Source organism: Streptomyces sp. NPDC049879 (assembly GCF_044461265.1).
GTDB lineage: Bacteria > Actinomycetota > Actinomycetes > Streptomycetales > Streptomycetaceae > Streptomyces.
Genome location: NZ_JBITKT010000005.1, coordinates 519,392 through 536,319 on the forward strand (window position 1 = coordinate 519,392; position 16,928 = coordinate 536,319).

Sequence of the window (16,928 nt, forward strand, 5' to 3'; positions counted from 1 at the left end):
TGCCTGCCCCGGCGCGTATTCGTTACGCTATACCCATCAGGGGTATAAGAGTCCGGGAGTACCGATATGACCAGTTCGAGCGCATTCACGGCGGACCCGGGCGCGGCACACGAGGCGGCGCACGCGGACGGACCGCACGGGTACAGCAAGGACAAGGACGCGCACCTCAAGCGCCTGCGCCGCATCGAGGGGCAGGTCCGCGGCCTCCAGCGGATGGTCGAGGAGGACGTGTACTGCATCGACATACTCACCCAGGTCTCCGCTTCCACCAAGGCCCTCCAGTCCTTCGCCCTCCAGCTCCTGGAGGAACACCTGCGGCACTGCGTGGCGCACGCGGCCCAGGAGGGCGGGCCCGGGATCGACGCGAAGGTCGAGGAGGCGACGGCCGCCATCGCACGGCTGCTGCGGTCCTGACACGGCGCGGCCGACCCGGGCACCCGGTGTGCTGAACCGTTACGCCACGGCTCCCTCGAACACGTCGTCCGACGCGGGCAGCGCCACCTCCACGGGTGCCCCGAAATCGCGCAGGATCACCGTGGAGGCCACCTCGACCGCCGCCTCCGCCTCCCCGCCGCCGCCGCCGCTGCTGCCGCCGCCCGCGAAGCTGAACTGGTGCCTGATCTTCCGCAGCAGCCCGCGGGCGTCGAAGTACACGTCGAACGGCACCTGGGTGCGCGTGAAGCCCCCCACCGCCGTCGCCAGCTGCTCCCGCACGCCGCCCGTCGCCAGCTCGGCGGCGGCGGCGATGTCGGTGACGCCCCGGTAGTGCCGCAGCCGCTCGCCGTCCTCCTCGGACCAGCCGAGGTCCGTCGCGTACGCCACGCCCCGCAGCAGCTCGGCCGCCGTGATCGGGTCGGTCGCGCCGCCGGTCACCAGATTGCCGTCACGGACCGCGTCCGTCTCGATGCGCACCCACTTGTCCTCGGGCACGCCCGCGCCGCGGTTCTTCATGTACAGCAGGCCCGGCACAAACACCTCGGTGACGGGCCCGCCCTCCGGCAGCGTCAGGCGCAGCTCGCCCGTGCGCTCCCCGTAGTCGAACGCGCCCTCGCCCTCGATGGTGATCCGCGTCCCGCCGGACGCCATCCGCAGCGCGGTGAACGCGTGGGACGTGCCGGAGGCGGCGAGCACGTCGGGGGCCTGCCGGACGACCTCGCGGGCGTCCGCCGCGCCACCGCCGCCCTCGGCCGCGGCCCCGGTGCCGGAACACCCGGAGGCCGCCAGCGTCACCCCGGCCGCGAAGAGGGCGACCTTCCCGTTCCTGAGCGTGCGCCGCGCAGCCATGACCTGCCGACACCCCCATAACCGTCGTATCGGACTCGTCACGCCTAACGAGACCCTGGGACGGCCGTTACGGTGGAGACGTGGAGGACGAGGGTGAAGAGAGCACGCCGTCGGCACACGAGCGCGGACACCGCGTGGTGCTCACCGAGCGTGGCCCGTTCCTGGCGCCGGAGTGCAGCTGCGGCTGGTACGGGCCGGCGCGCCGCTCCCGGCCGCTCGCGCGGAACGAGGCGGCGGCCCACGTGCAGGCGGCGGGCGTGCCCTGAGCGGTCGGCCCCGGCGGGAACTCCCGCCGGGCGCCGTCCAGTTCACGCACGCGCCACGCCGCTGATCGGGTGACATTGCCGTGCCGCCCGCCCGCGCGTCGCCAGGGTGGGCGGCATGGCATTCAAGCGAGTTCTCCGCCGGGTCGCGGCCGTCGCGCTGCCCCTCGGCCTGCTCTTCACCCCGGTCTCCCTGACCGCCGCGCCCACCGCGGGCGCGGCCGTGGCCTGCCCCACGGTCGACGATCCGCTGTACGCCGCGGCCACCCCCGGCGTGGACGTGGACCGCATCTCCCCCGACCCGGCCTGGCGCACCGACTGCCGCCAGCTCTACCGGGCCGACCGCAGGGACCCGGCCGTCGTCTTCGCGGAGGGCTTCGCGCCCAGGGACGTGGTGGACGGGCAGTACGACCTGGAGCAGTACGTGCTGGTCAACCAGCCGTCGCCGTTCGTCTCCACCACCTACGACCACGACCTGTACAAGGAGTGGAGCTCCGGCAGCTTCAACTACTACATCGACGCCCCGGGCGGCATCGACGTCAACGCGACCATCGGCGACCAGCACCGCTGGGCCGACCAGGAGGAGGTCGCGTTCCCGGGCGGCATCGCCAGCGCGTTCATCGCCGGCGCCTGCCCGGTCGATCCGGAGACGCGCACCGAGATCATGGCCGACTGCGTGGACAACCCGCACTACGAGCCCTGGCGCCGCCGCTGACGCGACGGGGCCAGGCCGCGGTCGGCCGGGCCCCGTCCCGCTACGCGGCCAGGCCCGGGTCGGCCGTCGTCGGGCGCGGCTCGGGGCGCGGGTCGTCGCCCGCGCCGGGGCGGGGGGTGAGCCAGGCGAACGCGCGGGTGCGCCCGGCGCCGCGCACCAGGGGCGTCAGGACCGCCATCGCGGCGGGCGCGAGCAGCAGGGCGACGGCGGTGCCGAGCGCGAAGCCGCCGATGACGTCGCTGGGGTAGTGCACGCCGACGAAGACGCGCGCGAAGCCCTGGCAGGCCGCCAGGGCGAGGGCGGCGATGCCGATGCCGCGGTGCACGAGGAACAGCGCGATGGCGATGGCCATCGCCGCCGACGCGTGGTCGCTGACGAAGGACCAGCCGTCCTTCCCGTCGACCAGCACGGTGAGTTCGCCCGGATGGTCGACGAACGGGCGCGGCCTGGCGACGAAGTCGGCGATCGGCATGTTCACCAGCCGGGCGATCCCGGCGGCGAGCCCGGCCCAGAGCAGCCCGGCGACGGCGGTCGCCGCGTCGGCGCGGCGGCGTACGGCGAACCAGGCGCAGCAGACGAGGGCGACCAGGGCGAGGGGGATGCCGTACTCGCCGAGGAACGCGACGGCGTCCGCGACGGGTCCTGGGAGGCGGTCGGCGAGACCGTTGATGCCGTAGAGGATGTCCAACTCGACGTCGGGGTTATCGAGTGCAGCCATTGCCGATGCGGCCCCTTCATGCTGTGGGGGAACCCTGCCGGGGGGAGGCAGGGCGGAGGAGCCCCTGTACCACTACAGGTAACGCCAAGAACGTCCCCGTCCGTGCCGGTGTCCACCGAAGGAGCACGACAGCGTTATCGAACAGCAACGGGGGCGGCGCGCGGCGCGTGGGTCACGCGGCCGTCGGGCGGGTCGCCCCAAAGTAATCGGGAGAATCAATCGGGTCAAAACGGATCTCAGCGCCGGTGTAGGGGGCGTTGATCATGTACCCGCCGCCGACGTAGACGCCGACATGGTGGATGCTCCGCGAATCCTGAAGATCATAGGCGAAGAACACCAGGTCGCCGGGCAGGAGTTGGTCGCGCGACGGGTGCGGGCCCGCCGTCCACTGGTCGTTGGCGACGCGCGGCAGCTCGATGCCCACCGACTCGTACGCGGCCTTCGTGAGGCCGGAGCAGTCGAACCGGCCGCCCTGCTCGGGCGTGCCGTTGCCACCCCACAGGTAGGGGGTGCCGAGCTTGTCCTGCGCGAAGTGCACCGCGCCCGCCGCCTGTTCGAGGGGCGGGACGCCGGTCTCCTCGTCGGGTGCCGCGAAGCTCGCGGCGGAGGTGGTGATGACGTCCACGTAGTGCTGCGTCTCGGCGTAGGGGGGCACGCCGTTGTAGCGGATGACGGCGTACGGGCCCGCGTTGTAGGCCGCCAGCATGTTGGCCACCGGGTCGCCGGGGACGTCCTTCACCTGCTCGGCGAGCGCGCAGTCGTAGCGGGCGGCGGAGGCGATGGCGTCGGCGGGGTCCCAGACGTTCGCCCGGCCGTCGCCGTTGGCGTCGGTGCCGTAGGCGGCCCAGGTGGCGGGGATGAACTGGGCGAGGCCCTGCGCGTTGGCCGAACTGGTGACGTCGGCCTGGAAGCCGCTCTCCTGGTTGAGCTGCGCGGCGAGCAGGGCGGGCGAGAGGGCCGGGCAGGAGGCGCCGTACCGCTGGACGAGGGGCGCGTACGCGGCCGGTACCGCGTTGGGCGCCAACCGCCCGCCGCCCGTACCGCCGTTGCCGCCGCTGAGCAGCCCGGCGGCGGCGCCGTACACCCCGACGACGAGCAGCGCCATGAAGCACGCCAGCAGCGCGAAGCCGCCGCCCACCGCCAACAGGACCTTCCGCATGCGTCAACTGTCGCGCATGGCAGGGGTGATGCGCCACTACGGTGCGGTGAAACCGTTGCAACCGATCGTGCTGATCCCGCCGGTGCCCGCGTGGAGGAACACGACGGTCCAGTCGCCCGGGGTGTCGGCGAGCGCGGTGGCGCCCGGGAAGTCGCCCGGGTAGGTGAGTTCGTGTCCGGCGGCGGGGTCGGCGGCCAGGTCGAGCGGCGCGGACATCACAGGGGCCGCGGAACCCGGCGCGCGGACGGCGACCAGCACGGGGTACGGCGAATCGCCGGGGACGAACCCGTCGTTCATGCGCCAGCCGATCTCGGCGGAGGTGGTGCCCCGGGTGTAGGCGACGCTGGTGGACAGCCCGGAGAGCGCGTCGGCGGTGGGCTCGCAGGTGTGGTCGGAGGCCAGCCAGTCGAGGTCGCCCATGAGGGAGTCGGAGGGCAACTCGGCGGCGGGGTCGGTCGGTTCCGTGGACACGGTCGGGGTCGCGCCGCCTGCCTGCCCGCCCGGGTCCGTGCCGGGCGCGGTCAGGCGGGGGATGACGAAGTTGGCCGCGACGAAGATGGCCGAGGCCATCAGGACGGGCAGCAGCACCGGCCGCAGCCACCGGCGCCTCCGCGCGGGCGCGGCGGGCGGCGGGGTCGGGGTCGGGGTCGGGGGCGTGACGGTCACGGCGGGCGGGGCGTCCTGCGGCACGGTCCGCGCCGTCAGGGGAGGCGCGTCGTGCGGGACGGTCCCGGGGACCGGCACGCCGGACGGCACGTCCGGCGGCACGTCCAACGCTGGCGCCGCCGCGACGGCTTCCCGGTACGCGGGCAGCAGCGCCAGCGGGCGGTCCACGGCGCAGCGGCGCACGATCTCCCCGGGCGACGGCCGTTCCGCCGGGTCCTTGGCCGTGCAGTCGCGGATCAGGTCCGCGAGCGGCGCGGGCACGCCCTCCACGTCGATCTCGCCGTGCACCACCCGGTAGCCGACTGCCGCCCACTCGCCGGTGCCGAACGGCGGCCGGCCGGTGGCCGCCGCCGCGACGGTCGCGCCGAGCGCGAACACGTCGGCCGCCGGGCCCGCGCGCCCGCCGGTCATCGCCTCGGGAGCCGCGTACCCCGGCGTGCCCGGCGTGTGCCCGGTGTCGGTGAGCGGCGTGAGGTCGGCGGCCCACGCTATGCCGAAGTCGATCAGGCGCGGACCGCCCGACGCCAGGATGACGTTGTGCGGCTTCACGTCGCGGTGGACGACGCCCACGCGGTGCACGGCCGCCAGCGCCTCCGCCAGCGCGGCGAGGACGGCGGCGCAGATGTCCGGGGGCAGCGGGCGGCCCCGGCTGGCGGCCAGCAGCGTCGGCCCGGGGACGTACTCGGTGGCGAGCCAGTAAGGGGCCGCGTCGAGCCCGGCGTCCACGAGATGCGCGGTGTACGGGCTGCGCACGGTCCCCAGCAGGTCCACCTCGCGGCGGAACCTGGCGAGCGAATCCGGCCGTTCGGCGATGTCCTCGCGGATCACCTTCACGGCCGTCAGCACCCCGCCGGGCGACCTGGCGAGGTACACCCGTCCCATACCCCCGGCCCCCAGCCGCCCGAGCAGGGCGAACGGGCCCACGGTGGCGGGGTCTTCCCCGCGCAGCGGCTCCACGGGGCCACTGTAGGGCGCGCCGCGCCCGGCGCGGAGGGTCCCGTCACCGCCGTGCCGGTGCCGATGCCGGTGTGGAACAGGACTGATACGCAAGGCCGTCGGGGCCGGGCCGGTCGGCCGGGTCGTGACGGAAGGTCACAGGCATCGGCCAAGCCGTGCCGCCACAACGCCGCTTCTGTCGGCCGGGCGTGGCACAATCCGATGGAGTAGCGGCAACAGGTGCCTGTAGGGCGGTGAGTTCGGTGGATGAGAACGAGGAGAACATCGACAGCATCATCGGTGGGATCGCGCCCGACTGGGGACCGTTCGCCGCCGTTGGTGACCAGGCGCGGACCATGATCCAGGTGATCATGGCGCTCGCCATCCTGATCTGTCTCGGCATCGCCATCTGGGGTGCCGCGCAGCAGCGCATCGGCTCCACCGCGACGCGGGACAGCTTCAGCGCCGAGCAGGGCAAGGGCCTGATCGTGGCCGGGCTGACCGGGGTGTTCATCATCGGCTCCCTCGGCACGCTGTTCACCATCATCTACGGGATGTCGATCTAGCGCATGCGCACGCCGGTACGAGTGGCGGCCGCGGCCGTGGTCGTCGCGCTGGCCGCCGGCTGCTCGGTGGGCCCGGCGTCCGACCGCGCCGCGCGCGAGGGCGTCGTCCCCGCGGGGAACGACGGAACGGGCGGCGGCGACTCCCCGGAAGGCGACGACGCCGGAGGCACCGGCGGCGGGACCATACCCGAGCCCACCGATTCCCCCGAGCCGACCGAGGCGCCGGAACCACCCCCGGAACCCGCCCCCGCCACCGGCACGGCCACCGTGGCCGAACGGCTCCCCGCGGGCGCCGACGCGTCGTGCTGCCTTGTGGCGCTCCCGGACGGCAGCGTGCTGACGGGCTCCGCCGACGGCGGTGTCATCCAGCGCGTGACGGCGGAAGGCACCGTGACCCCCGTGGGCACCGTCAACGGCGCGACCGCCCTCCTCGGCCTCGCCGTCGAGCCCGGCTTCGACCCGTCGGACAGCGGCTGGCTGTACCTCTCCTACGCACAGGGCAGCTCCGCCCGGGTGGCCCGGCTCACCTACTACGGCGCGAACGACCCCGGCGAGCAGCTCGGTTCCGCGACGGACGCGCTCGTCACGGGCATCCCCCTCGGCTCGGGCCGGGACGGGGGCGCGCTCGGGTTCGGGCCCGACGGGATGCTGTACGTCGGCACGGGCGACGCCGGTGTCGCCGCGCAGGCCACCGACCCCGAGTCGTACGCGGGCAAGATCCTCCGCATGCAGCCCGACGGCCGCGTCCCCGCCGACAACCCGCAGGAAGGTTCCCTCGTCTACGCGTCCGGGCACGGCGACGTCACCGGCTTCGCGTTCGACGCGCTCGACCGCCTGTGGGCCGTGGACGCGGGCGGCGCCGACGGCGTCGAGCTGAACTCGATCGCCCCCGGCGGCGACTACGCGGCCATGCCCCCCGTCCACACCTGGCCCGAGCCCTTCACGCCCGGCACGCTCGCCTTCACCGCCGGGTCCCTCTGGCTGCCCGCCGCGGGCGACCCGGGCCTGTGGCGCGTCCCCCTGAACGGCACCGAGCTGACCGCCGACCCGCAGCTGCTCCTCGCCGACGAGGGCCTCACCGCCCCCTCCGCCGCCCAGCCGGGCCCGGACGGCGACGGCGGTCTGTGGCTCCTCGACGGCGGAACGGGCGACCTGCTCCGTACCGACGTGTCCTGATTCACACGGCTACCGTGCGTCACCCGCGCAGGCCGCGCGCCGCCAGGTCGAGCAGGGCGAACGCGAACAGCGCCATCCCCACGAAGCCGTTGACCGAGAAGAACGCCCGGTTCAGCCGCGACAGGTCGTCCGGCTTCACGATCGCGTGCTCGTAGACGAACGCCCCCGCCACCACCGCGAGCCCGGCCCAGAAGAACGCGCCCGCGTCCGTCGCCGCCGCGTACCAGACGAACAGCGCCATCGTCAGCGCGTGGCACACCCGCGCCCCGTACAGCGCGCCCGCGATCCCGAACCGCGCCGGGACCGACCTGACGCCCTGCCCCCGGTCCGCCGCCACGTCCTGGCAGGCGTAGATCAGGTCGAAGCCGCCGATCCACAGCCCGACCGCCGCGCCCAGTATCACCGCGTCCCACGACCACGAGCCGGTCACCGCCAGCCAGCCGCCGACCGGGCCCATCGCCTGCGCCAGGCCCAGGATCGCGTGCGGGTAGTCCGTGAACCGCTTGCCGTACGGGTAGACCACCATCGGCACCACGGCCACCGGCGCGAGCACGAGGCACAGCGGGTTCAGCAGCGCCGCCGCGCCGAGGAAGACGGCGAGCGCCACCGCCGAGCCGGTCCACGCCGTCCGCACGGACACCGCGCCGGTGACCAGCTCGCGCCCGGCGGTCCGCGGGTTCCGCGCGTCGATCTCCCGGTCGATGATGCGGTTCGCCGCCATCGCGAACGTGCGCAGCCCCACCATCGCGACGGTGACGAGCAGCAGCGTCCCCCACTCGACGGTCTCGTCCCGCCCGTCCAGGAACATCGCGGTCAGCGTCGCGATGTACGCGAACGGCAGCGCGAAGACCGAGTGCTCGATCATCACCAGCCGCAGGAACGCCTTGACCCGCCCCGTCTCGGAGCCACCCGCCACCGTCGCCGTCACAGCCCGTACTCCTTCCACCGCCGGTCGACCCGTTCCGCCGTCTCCGGGTCGGAGACGATCATCCGCGGCCAGCCGCCGTCCCGCGTGTACCCCTCGCCGGGCCACTTCGCCGTGGCGTCGATCCCTGCCTTGCCGCCCCAGAACTGCTGGTACGAGGCGTGGTCGAGGTGGTCGACCGGACCCTCGGTGAGCAGCAGGTCGCGGGCGTAGTCCACGTTGCCCAGCGCCCGCCAGGCGACCTCGTGCAGGTCGTGGACGTCGCAGTCGGCGTCCACGACGACGACCAGCTTCGTGAGGGACATCATGTGCGCGCCCCACACGGCGGACATGACCTTCTGCGCGTGCTTGGGGTACTTCTTGTCGATCGAGACGATCGCGCAGTTGTGGAAGCCGCCCGCCTCCGGCAGGTGGTAGTCCACGATGTCGGGGATGATCACCTTCAGCAGCGGCAGGAAGAAGCGTTCCGTCGCCCGCGCGAGCGGCCCGTCCTCGGTCGGCGGGCGGCCGACGACGATCGACTGGAACAGCGGCTTCCTCCGCATCGTCACGCAGTCGATCGTCAGCGCCGGGAACGGCTCCTGCGGCGTGTAGAAGCCGGTGTGGTCGCCGAACGGGCCCTCGGGCAGCTCCTGCCCCGGCTCCAGCCAGCCCTCCAGCACGACCTCCGCCTGCGCGGGCACCTGGAGCGGGACCGTCACGCAGTCCACCATCTCCACGCGCTTGCCCTGCACGAAGCCCGCGAACAGGTACTCGTCGATGTCGCCCGGCAGCGGCGCGGTCGCCGCGTACGTCACGGCGGGCGGGCAGCCGAACGCGATGGCGACGGGCAGCCGCTCGCCGCGCCTGGCGGCGACCTGGTAGTGGTTGCGGCTGTCCTTGTGGATCTGCCAGTGCATGCCGATGGTCCGCGCGTCGTGGCGCTGGAGGCGGTAGAGGCCGAGGTTGCGGACGCCGGACTCGGGGTCCTTGGTGTGGGTCAGCCCCAGGTTGAAGAACGAGCCGCCGTCCTCCGGCCAGGTGAACAGCGCGGGCAGCCGCGTGAGGTCCACGTCGTCGCCGCGCAGCACGACCTCCTGCACGGGCCCGTTCTTCACCTTCTTCGGCGGCACGTGCGCGACCGACGCGAGCTTGCCGAACGCCTCCCGCACGCCGACGAAGCCCTGCGGCAGCTCGGGCTTGAGCAGCCCGGCGATCTTCTCGCCGATCTCCTGGTAGGACGCCAGGCCGAGCGCCTTCAGCAGCCGCCGGTCGGTGCCGTACACGTTCATCGCGAGCGGCAGGTCCGAGCCCTTGACGTTCTCGAAGAGCAGGGCCGGGCCGCCGGCCTTGTTCACCCGGTCGGTGATCTCGCCCACTTCCAGGTGCGGATCGACCTCGGCCTTGACCCGCTTGAGGTCCCCGTCCCGTTCCAGCGCCTTCAGCAGGCCGCGCAGGTCGTCGTACGCCATGCCGCTCAGTATTGCCGACGCATTACCCTGGATTTGGTCAGGGGGCCCGCCCGCAGGCCCCGGTTCACTTCACCCAGGGGGACTACCATGCTCAGGGTGCTGCTGTTTCTGGTACCGCTAGCGCTGGCCGTCTACGCCCTGGTGGACTGCATCAGCTCCAAGGACGAAGAGGTCAGGCACCTCCCCAAGCTCGTGTGGATCGCGCTGATCGCACTGGCCTGGGTGATCGGGCCGCTCGCCTGGATCCTGGTGGGCCGCAAGCGCGGCACCGCCGCCGCCCGCGGGCGCGGCGGGGTCCGCTTCGTCGCCCCTGACGACAACCCCGAGTTCCTGCGCTCCCTCGGCGACGACACCTCGCCCGACTCGCCCGCGCGGCGTGACGAGGCGGAGAAGGACCGCGAGCTGCTGGAGACGTGGGAGGAGGACCTGCGCCGCCGCGAGGAGGAGCTGCGGCAGCGGGACGACACCGACGACGACAATCCGGCGGGCGGCAAGGGCTGAGCCCGCCCCCGCGACACGGCGAGAGGCCGGAACGGATAATCCCGTTCCGGCCTCTTCGCGTGTCACCGGCGGGTCAGACGCCGCCGTAGCCGTGGAGGCTGTCGAAGAAGATGTTCACGCCGTAGTAGTTGATCAGGAAGCAGACGATGCCGGCGATCGCCAGGTACGCGGCCCGCCGTCCCTTCCAGCCCGCCGTGGCCCGCGCGTGCAGGTAGCAGGCGTACGCGACCCAGGTGATGAACGCCCACGTCTCCTTGGGGTCCCACGCCCAGTACCGGCCCCACGCCGTCTCGGCCCAGATGGCGCCCGCGACGATGGTGAACGTCCACACCGGGAAGACGGCCGCGTTCACCCGGTAGCTGAACCGGTCGAGGCTCAGCGCGGACGGCAGCCGCTCCAGCACGGAGGTGGCGAGCCGCCCCGGCTGCCCGCCCGCGGCGAGCTTCGCCTCGTACCGGTCGCGGAAGAGGTAGAGCACCGCGCTGACCGCGCCGAGATAGAAGAGGCCGCCGCAGACGATCGCCAGCGGCACGTGGATCCACATCCACATCGAGTCGAGCGCGGGAACGAGCTGCGTCGACTCGTTGTAGAGGACGGTGACGGCCAGGCCGAGGTCGAGCAGGACGGTCGTCACCAGCGGCAGGCCGAGCCAGCGGACCGGCGTGCGGGCGGCGAGGAAGCCCAGGTACCCGGCGATGCCGACGACGCCGAGCGCCACGGAGAACTCGTACATGTTCCCCCACGGCCCGCGGCCCACGGCCACGGCGCGGGTGACCACGGCGCCCATGTGCAGCAGGAACGCGAGCACCGTCAGGGAGACGGCGATGCGCCCGTACGTGTCGCCCTGCGCGTCCTCGCCCGCCGCGCCGGGGCCGTCCGGCACCACGTCGCGGGACGGCGTCGTGGAGCGGCTGACGATGCGGGGCCGCTCCAGCACGCTGGTGCCGCCGCCCTTGCGGACGGTGACGGCGGGACGCTGGGCGGGGACCGCGGCCGTCTCCTCCCCGGCGTCCCCGCCGGTGAGGGCCGCCGCCGTGCGCGCGACCCGGCTGCGGCTGCCGAAGATCCACTCGGCCGTGTAGGCGAGGAACGTCAGGGCGTAGACCGCCATGGCGGAGTAGACCAGGGTGTTGCTGAGGTCGGCCAGCCCTTCGTTGGCGGCGGCGAGAGTCATGTGCGTGCTCCTTCGGCAGCGGCGGACTCGGTGGAGGGGTCGTCTGCGGCGTCGCCGTGCGCGGGGTCGTCCGGCAGCAGGGGCGCGTCGGGTACGAGGGCGTCGGCGAGCGCGGCCAGCTCGGCGGGCACGCGCGCCGACTCGGTACGGCCCAGCGCGGCCATCTCGACGACGGTCCGCCCGTCGTCGCCCGTCCAGGCGCGCACCCACACGCGGCGGCGGCGCAGCATCAGCGAGCCGACGAGCCCGGCGATGGCGGCGAGCGCGCCGGTGAGCGCCCAGGTGTTGCCCGACCGGGAGGCCATCTGGAAGGTCGCCCACTGGTCGAAGCTCTCGAACGTGATGGAGCCCATGCCGTCCGGCAGGTCCACGGTCTCGCCCGGCTGCATGTCGAAGCGCAGCAGGTCGCCGTCGTCGCCGGTGAACTGCTCCATGTGGGTCGTGTCGAGCTGGTAGACGTTCTGCGGCAGGCCCGAGTCCACGCCGAGGTCGCCGTGGAAGGCGTTGAGCGTGAGGACGGGGAAGTCGGGCTCGGGGAACGTGGAGTGCGGGCCGCGCACCTCGTCCACCCCGTACGTCGGGTTGAAGAAGCCCTGGAACGCGAGCTGGTCCGGCTCGCCGTCCGGGCCGACCGCGTCGGGGACCTTGATGACGCCGGTGGAGGTGAGCGCCGAGTCCTGCGGGATGAACGGGACCGGGCCGCTGTACACCACGTCGCCCTGGCCGTCGCGCACGGTGACGTCGGGTGCGAAGCCGTGGCCGATGAGGCGGACGCGGGTGTCGCCGATGCGCAGCGGCGTGTTCACGTCGATCGTCGTGTCGTGCTCGCGCCCGTCGTCGGTGCGGTAGGTGACGTCGGCGGTGAACTCGGTGGGGGTGCCCAGGTCGGGTCCCGAGCGGGCGAAGGAGGCGTGGAAGTCGTTCAGGGTGAAGCCGAAGCGCTCCAGGTCGTCCAGGTCGTAGAGGGTGCCCGACTCGAAGTCGTCGTACATGGTGATGTTGTTCGCGAAGCTGCTGCCCTCGACGACGAGCTTGCCGCCCTCGGCGTAGAAGAGGCGGCCGATGGCGAAGGCGATCAGCAGGACGACGAGCGACAGGTGGAAGACGAGGTTGCCGGCCTCGCGCAGGTAGCCCTTCTCGGCGGCGACGTGCGGGCGGCCCGCCGCGTCCTCGGGCCTGTCGGTGCGGAAGCGCCGCCGCTTCAGCAGCCCGTGCGCGGCGTCGAGCACCTGCTCGGGCGGGGCGTCGGTGCGCCAGGTGGTGTACGCGGGCATGCGCGTCAGCCGCCGGGGCGCGCGGGCGGGGCGGCCGCGCAGCTGGCCGACGAACTGCCAGGAGCGCGGCAGGATGCAGCCCACCAGCGAGACGAACAGCAGCAGGTAGACCGCCGAGAACCACACCGACGAGTAGACGTGGAAGAGCTGGAAGGTGTCGTAGAAGTCCGACAGCCGGGGGTTGCGCTCGCGGAAGTCGCGGACGCCCAGCTCGTCCGTGCCCTCCTGGGGGATCAGCGAGCCGGGGACGCTGGCGAGGGCGAGCAGGAAGAGCAGGACCAGCGCGACGCGCATCGACGTGAGCTGCCGCCAGAACCAGCGGGCCCAGCCGAGGGTCTCGCGCGCCGTCCAGGCCAGCGCGCCGCCCACACCGGGGGCGCGTACGCCGCCGAACGAGCCGGGGGCGGACGCCGTGGGCTCCTCCTCGGCGGGCGCGGTGGTCAGCCCGCTGCCCGCGGTGGCCTCGTCGGCGTCGCGCGCGGCGTCGTCGGTCCTGGTCTCGTCGGGCGGGGTGGCGTCGTCGGTCATGGCGGTCAGACCCCTGTGGTGAAGTTGCTGGTCCAGTAGCGCAGCTCGGACGTCACGTCGTTCCAGGCGCCCGTGACGAGGAGCAGTCCGGTGACGATCAGCATGCCGCCGCCGATCCGCATCACCCACACGTAGTGCTTCTTCACCCAGGCGAAGGCCCCCAGCGCCCGGCGGAAGGCGAGGGCGGTGAGGATGAACGGCAGCCCGAGGCCGACGCAGTAGGCGAACGTGAGCAGCGCGCCGCGCTCGGCGGTGCCCTGCTGGAGGGCCAGGAACTGGACGCTGCTGAGCGTCGGGCCGATGCAGGGCGTCCAGCCGATGCCGAAGACCACGCCGAGCATCGGCGCGCCCGCGAGCCCTATCGACGGCCTGCGGTGCAGGCGGAACTCCCGCTGCCCCAGCCGGGGGACGACGCCCATGAAGACGATCCCGAGCACGATCGTGAGAGCGCCGAAGATCTGCTGGAGGCCCGTCTGGTGGCGCAGCAGGTTGCGGCTGAACTCGCCGAACAGCGCGCCGGAGGAGACGTAGACGGCGGTGAAGCCGAGGACGAAGAGCGAGGCGCCCGCGAGCATCCGGCCGCGCTTGGCGGTCCCGAGGTCGGCGCCGCCGACGCCCGTCACATAGGAGAGGTAGCCGGGCACGAGCGGCAGGACGCACGGCGAGAAGAACGACACCAGCCCGCCGAAGACCGCCACGGGGATCGCGAGCAGCAGCGCGCCGGTGAGGATCGTCTCGTTCTGGCCCATGACCGGGTCAGCCCTCGGCGATGATCGGGTCGAGGGCGTCGCGCAGTTCCTGCTCGGCGAGCGGCTTCAGCGCGCGCACGGCGACGCGGCCCTCGCGGTCCACGATGAGCGTGGACGGGATGCCCTGCGGGCTGAGGGTGCCCTCGGGGAAGTCGAGGAGGAGCTGCCCGTCCGCGTCGTAGAGGCTCGGGTAGGGGACGTCGAAGCGTTCCTCGAAGGCGTTGGCCTGGTCCTTGGACCGGTCCTGGACGTTCAGCCCGACGAACTGCACGCCCTGGTCGGCGGTGTCGTTGGCGACCTCCACCAGGTGCGGCATCTCGGCGCGGCAGGGGGCGCACCAGGAGCCCCACACGTTCAGCACCAGGACCTCGCCCCGGTAGTCGGCGAGGCGGAGCCGGTCGCCCTCCAGGGTCTCGCCCTCGATGTCCGGCAGCTCCTGCCGGTCGGCCTCGGCGACCGCGATCAGCTCGCCCGTGCCGTGGACGATGTTGGTGTTGTCACCGGAGGAACCCGCCTGCTGGCCCGTGCAGGCCGTCAGCGTCAGCACCCCGGCAGCGAGCCCGGCGACGCCCACGGCCAGAGACCGGAACTGGATCATGTGAAAAGTTTCCCATGCGTGTACGGGCGATCTTCGGTGCCCCCCTTGTCCCATTGTTTCCCCAGGTGGGACGGCCTGTCCGGGGGCCGGTGAGCCCCCGGTGGCCAGGCGCCTCAGGCGCCGAAGCCCTTCGCCCCCTTGACGGGACGCGCCCCGGCCCGCAGGTGCGCGGGCAGCAGGTCGGCGGCGGGCTCGGAGTAGGTGACGGCGACGATCTCGTCGCCCTCGTAGGTGAAGCTCGTCAGCGACGCGAGGGTGCACTCGCGCGAGCGCGGGTCGTGCCACAGCCTGCGGTGCTCGACGTGGCAGCGCAGCACCCACACCGGCAGCTGGTGGCTGACGAGGACCGCCTCGTGGCCGCGCGCCGCGTCGCGCGCCGCGTCGAGCGCCTCGCGCATCCGCCGCGCCTGCTCGGTGTACGGCTCGCCCCACGAGGGGCGGAACGGGTTGCGCAGGTGCCGCCAGTTGCCGGGGCGGCGCAGGGCGCCGTCGCCGACGCCGAAGGTCCTGCCCTGGAAGACGTTGGCCGCCTCGACGAGCCGGGGGTCGGTGCGCAGGGTGAGGCCGTGGGCCGCCGCGATGGGGGCGGCGGTCTCCTGCGCGCGTTCGAGGGGCGAGGCGACGACCTCGGTGATGTCGCGGTCGGCGAGGTGGACGGCGACGCGTTCCGCCATCTCCACGCCGAGGGCGGAGAGATGGAAGCCCGGCAGCCGCCCGTAGAGGACGCCGGTGGGGTTCTCCACCTCGCCGTGCCGCATCACGTGGACGACGGTGCGCCCCGTGGCCTTCTCCGCCGCGCCGCTGTCCTGTCCTGCACTGTTGTCCGGCCCTGCGCTGTCCGCTGTGTTCATCCGCCCGTGCCCGTCCGCTATCCCGTTCTCCTCCGTCACCGTCGCCGCCCCCTCAGACCTCGGCGGCCGCGCGGGCGGCCGTGGGCAGTGCGGCGGCGATCCGTTCCATCGCCTGCGCGTCGTGCGCCGTGGAGACGAACCACGCCTCGAACGCGGACGGCGGCAGGTAGACGCCCTGCTCCAGCATCGCGTGGAAGAAGGCCGTGTAGCGGTCGGTCCGCTGGGCCTTGGCGCCCTCGAAGTCGGTGACCGGCGCGTCGGTGAAGAAGACGGAGAACATGTTCCCCGCCCCCGAGACGACGTGCGGCACGCCCTCCTTGGTGAGCGCCGCGCCCGCGAGGCCGCGCAGCTCGGCGGCGGTCGCGTCGAGCCGCGCGTACGCCGCGTCGTCCAGCAGCCGCAGCTGGGCGAGCCCGGCGGCGGTCGCGACGGGGTTCCCCGACAGGGTGCCCGCCTGGTAGACCGGCCCCTCGGGCGCCAGCCTGGCCATCACGTCGGCCCGGCCGCCGAACGCCGCCGCCGGGAAGCCGCCGCCCATCACCTTGCCGAACGTGATCAGGTCGGGGACGACGCCCTCGACGCCGAACCAGCCCGCGCGGCTCATGCGGAAGCCGGTCATCACCTCGTCCGAGATCAGCAGCGCGCCCCCGGCCGCGCACAGGTCCTTCAGCCCCTGGTTGAAGCCGGGCAGCGGCGGGACGACGCCCATGTTGCCCGGCACCGCCTCGGTGATCACGCAGGCGATCTCGCCGGGGTGCGCGGCGAACGCGGCCCGCACGGCGTCCAGGTCGTTGTACGGCAGCACGAGCGTCTCGCCCGCCTGCGCGCCGGTGACGCCCGGGGTGTCCGGCAGGGCGAACGTCACCGCGCCGGAACCGGCCGACGCCAGCAGCGCGTCCACGTGCCCGTGGTAACAGCCGGCGAACTTCACGACCTTCGCCCGCCCGGTGAAGCCGCGCGCCAGCCGGATCGCCGACATCGTCGCCTCGGTTCCTGACGAGACGAGCCTGACCTTCTCGACGGGCGTGACGCGCGCCGTGATCTCCTCGGCCAGCTCGACCTCGCCCGCCGTGGGCGTGCCGAACGACGTGCCGCGCCCCACGGCCTCCCGTACGGCGGCCAGCACCTCGGGGTGGGAGTGGCCGAGAATCATCGGTCCCCAGGAGCACACCAGGTCCACGTACTCGTGTCCGTCCGTGTCCGTCAGGTAGGGACCGGAGCCCGACGCCATGAACCGCGGCGTGCCGCCCACCGCGCCGAAGGCACGGACCGGCGAATTCACGCCGCCGGGGGTCACGGCGGAGGCGCGGGCGAACAGCGTCTGCGAAACTGGGGCTTCTGCGTAGGATGGCGTCACGCGATCCATGGTGACAGAGCCGCGTACAGGTCGGTCT

At 73.3% G+C, this 16,928-nt stretch carries 18 protein-coding genes; 6 read left to right on the forward strand and 12 right to left on the reverse strand.

The window, feature by feature from the left end; genetic code table 11:
• Nucleotides 1-66: 66 nt before the first annotated feature.
• Complete coding sequence (locus tag ACIBPC_RS20525) at nt 67-414, forward strand: metal-sensitive transcriptional regulator (RefSeq protein WP_362965692.1); 348 nt, start codon at nt 67-69, stop codon at nt 412-414.
• 39 nt (nt 415-453) lie between these two features.
• On the opposite strand, the gene ACIBPC_RS20530 is transcribed toward ACIBPC_RS20525, so the two are convergent.
• The gene (locus ACIBPC_RS20530) at nt 454-1,284 is read right to left on the reverse strand and encodes a hypothetical protein (RefSeq protein WP_398846508.1); all 831 of its coding nucleotides are present in this window, start codon (nt 1,282-1,284) and stop codon (nt 454-456) included.
• An 80-nt stretch (nt 1,285-1,364) separates the two neighbouring features.
• On the opposite strand from ACIBPC_RS20530, the gene ACIBPC_RS20535 reads away from it, so the two are divergent.
• Both ACIBPC_RS20535 and ACIBPC_RS20540 read left to right on the forward strand, forming a co-directional pair.
• Nucleotides 1,365-1,550, forward strand: coding sequence for a hypothetical protein (locus ACIBPC_RS20535; protein WP_362965696.1), 186 nt, complete (start codon nt 1,365-1,367; stop codon nt 1,548-1,550).
• Between the two features lie 115 nt (nt 1,551-1,665).
• Nucleotides 1,666-2,262, forward strand: coding sequence for an ADP-ribosyltransferase (locus tag ACIBPC_RS20540; protein WP_362965698.1), 597 nt, complete (start codon nt 1,666-1,668; stop codon nt 2,260-2,262).
• A 40-nt stretch (nt 2,263-2,302) separates the two neighbouring features.
• On the opposite strand, the gene ACIBPC_RS20545 is transcribed toward ACIBPC_RS20540, so the two are convergent.
• The 3 genes from ACIBPC_RS20545 to ACIBPC_RS20555 form a co-directional block, all read right to left on the reverse strand.
• Nucleotides 2,303-2,980 (reverse strand): phosphatase PAP2 family protein, encoded by a 678-nt coding sequence (locus ACIBPC_RS20545; RefSeq protein ID WP_362965701.1) that lies wholly within the window; start codon nt 2,978-2,980, stop codon nt 2,303-2,305.
• 172 nt (nt 2,981-3,152) lie between these two features.
• Nucleotides 3,153-4,139, reverse strand: coding sequence for a bifunctional lytic transglycosylase/C40 family peptidase (locus ACIBPC_RS20550; RefSeq protein WP_362965703.1), 987 nt, complete (start codon nt 4,137-4,139; stop codon nt 3,153-3,155).
• Nucleotides 4,140-4,175: 36 nt separating this feature from the next.
• Nucleotides 4,176-5,762 (reverse strand): serine/threonine-protein kinase, encoded by a 1,587-nt coding sequence (locus ACIBPC_RS20555; protein WP_398846511.1) that lies wholly within the window; start codon nt 5,760-5,762, stop codon nt 4,176-4,178.
• 242 nt (nt 5,763-6,004) lie between these two features.
• On the opposite strand from ACIBPC_RS20555, the gene ACIBPC_RS20560 reads away from it, so the two are divergent.
• Both ACIBPC_RS20560 and ACIBPC_RS20565 read left to right on the forward strand, forming a co-directional pair.
• The gene (locus ACIBPC_RS20560; RefSeq protein ID WP_362965782.1) at nt 6,005-6,307 is read left to right on the forward strand and encodes a hypothetical protein; all 303 of its coding nucleotides are present in this window, start codon (nt 6,005-6,007) and stop codon (nt 6,305-6,307) included.
• 3 nt (nt 6,308-6,310) lie between these two features.
• Nucleotides 6,311-7,483, forward strand: coding sequence for a PQQ-dependent sugar dehydrogenase (locus tag ACIBPC_RS20565; RefSeq protein ID WP_398846513.1), 1,173 nt, complete (start codon nt 6,311-6,313; stop codon nt 7,481-7,483).
• A 19-nt stretch (nt 7,484-7,502) separates the two neighbouring features.
• Here ACIBPC_RS20565 and mqnP read toward each other — a convergent pair whose 3' ends face one another.
• Both mqnP and ACIBPC_RS20575 read right to left on the reverse strand, forming a co-directional pair.
• Nucleotides 7,503-8,411, reverse strand: coding sequence for a menaquinone biosynthesis prenyltransferase MqnP (gene mqnP / locus ACIBPC_RS20570; protein WP_362965710.1), 909 nt, complete (start codon nt 8,409-8,411; stop codon nt 7,503-7,505).
• Nucleotides 8,408-9,859 carry a menaquinone biosynthesis decarboxylase gene (locus tag ACIBPC_RS20575; protein ID WP_362965712.1) on the reverse strand — a complete coding sequence of 484 codons (1,452 nt, stop codon included), beginning with the start codon at nt 9,857-9,859 and terminating at the stop codon, nt 8,408-8,410. The genes mqnP and ACIBPC_RS20575 overlap by 4 nt, the downstream gene beginning before the upstream one ends.
• Before the next feature lie 87 nt (nt 9,860-9,946).
• Between ACIBPC_RS20575 and ACIBPC_RS20580 the strand changes: the two genes are divergently transcribed.
• The gene (locus tag ACIBPC_RS20580; RefSeq protein WP_398846515.1) at nt 9,947-10,360 is read left to right on the forward strand and encodes a PLD nuclease N-terminal domain-containing protein; all 414 of its coding nucleotides are present in this window, start codon (nt 9,947-9,949) and stop codon (nt 10,358-10,360) included.
• 73 nt (nt 10,361-10,433) lie between these two features.
• On the opposite strand, the gene ccsB is transcribed toward ACIBPC_RS20580, so the two are convergent.
• The 6 genes from ccsB to hemL form a co-directional block, all read right to left on the reverse strand.
• Nucleotides 10,434-11,534: a c-type cytochrome biogenesis protein CcsB gene (ccsB, locus tag ACIBPC_RS20585; RefSeq protein ID WP_398846517.1), complete on the reverse strand. Its 1,101-nt coding sequence runs from the start codon at nt 11,532-11,534 to the stop codon at nt 10,434-10,436.
• The gene (locus tag ACIBPC_RS20590) at nt 11,531-13,336 is read right to left on the reverse strand and encodes a cytochrome c biogenesis protein ResB (RefSeq protein ID WP_398846519.1); all 1,806 of its coding nucleotides are present in this window, start codon (nt 13,334-13,336) and stop codon (nt 11,531-11,533) included. The genes ccsB and ACIBPC_RS20590 overlap by 4 nt, the downstream gene beginning before the upstream one ends.
• 5 nt (nt 13,337-13,341) lie before the next feature.
• The gene (locus tag ACIBPC_RS20595; protein ID WP_362965721.1) at nt 13,342-14,085 is read right to left on the reverse strand and encodes a cytochrome c biogenesis protein CcdA; all 744 of its coding nucleotides are present in this window, start codon (nt 14,083-14,085) and stop codon (nt 13,342-13,344) included.
• 7 nt (nt 14,086-14,092) lie between these two features.
• Nucleotides 14,093-14,683, reverse strand: a complete 591-nt coding sequence (locus ACIBPC_RS20600) for a TlpA family protein disulfide reductase (protein WP_398846521.1) — start codon at nt 14,681-14,683, stop codon at nt 14,093-14,095.
• Nucleotides 14,684-14,796: 113 nt separating this feature from the next.
• A complete protein-coding gene (locus tag ACIBPC_RS20605; protein WP_398846589.1) occupies nt 14,797-15,441 on the reverse strand; it encodes a histidine phosphatase family protein in 645 nt (214 codons plus the stop codon).
• Between the two features lie 145 nt (nt 15,442-15,586).
• Nucleotides 15,587-16,891 (reverse strand): glutamate-1-semialdehyde 2,1-aminomutase, encoded by a 1,305-nt coding sequence (gene hemL, locus ACIBPC_RS20610; RefSeq protein ID WP_398846522.1) that lies wholly within the window; start codon nt 16,889-16,891, stop codon nt 15,587-15,589.
• Nucleotides 16,892-16,928: the final 37 nt, after the last annotated feature.

What these genes read in the sequence shown, in the direction of transcription:
- ACIBPC_RS20590 (WP_398846519.1), bottom strand. Translation starts at nt 13,336, where the DNA reads ATGACCGACGACGCCACCCCGCCCGACGAGACCAGGACCGACGACGCC.
- ACIBPC_RS20550 (WP_362965703.1), bottom strand. Translation starts at nt 4,139, where the DNA reads ATGCGGAAGGTCCTGTTGGCGGTGGGCGGCGGCTTCGCGCTGCTGGCG.
- ACIBPC_RS20530 (WP_398846508.1), bottom strand. Translation starts at nt 1,284, where the DNA reads ATGGCTGCGCGGCGCACGCTCAGGAACGGGAAGGTCGCCCTCTTCGCG.
- ACIBPC_RS20600 (WP_398846521.1), bottom strand. Translation starts at nt 14,683, where the DNA reads ATGATCCAGTTCCGGTCTCTGGCCGTGGGCGTCGCCGGGCTCGCTGCC.
- ACIBPC_RS20525 (WP_362965692.1), top strand. Translation starts at nt 67, where the DNA reads ATGACCAGTTCGAGCGCATTCACGGCGGACCCGGGCGCGGCACACGAG.
- ACIBPC_RS20595 (WP_362965721.1), bottom strand. Translation starts at nt 14,085, where the DNA reads ATGGGCCAGAACGAGACGATCCTCACCGGCGCGCTGCTGCTCGCGATC.
- ccsB (WP_398846517.1), bottom strand. Translation starts at nt 11,534, where the DNA reads ATGACTCTCGCCGCCGCCAACGAAGGGCTGGCCGACCTCAGCAACACC.
- ACIBPC_RS20545 (WP_362965701.1), bottom strand. Translation starts at nt 2,980, where the DNA reads ATGGCTGCACTCGATAACCCCGACGTCGAGTTGGACATCCTCTACGGC.
- ACIBPC_RS20575 (WP_362965712.1), bottom strand. Translation starts at nt 9,859, where the DNA reads ATGGCGTACGACGACCTGCGCGGCCTGCTGAAGGCGCTGGAACGGGAC.
- ACIBPC_RS20580 (WP_398846515.1), top strand. Translation starts at nt 9,947, where the DNA reads ATGCTCAGGGTGCTGCTGTTTCTGGTACCGCTAGCGCTGGCCGTCTAC.
- ACIBPC_RS20605 (WP_398846589.1), bottom strand. Translation starts at nt 15,441, where the DNA reads ATGCGGCACGGCGAGGTGGAGAACCCCACCGGCGTCCTCTACGGGCGG.
- ACIBPC_RS20565 (WP_398846513.1), top strand. Translation starts at nt 6,311, where the DNA reads ATGCGCACGCCGGTACGAGTGGCGGCCGCGGCCGTGGTCGTCGCGCTG.
- ACIBPC_RS20540 (WP_362965698.1), top strand. Translation starts at nt 1,666, where the DNA reads ATGGCATTCAAGCGAGTTCTCCGCCGGGTCGCGGCCGTCGCGCTGCCC.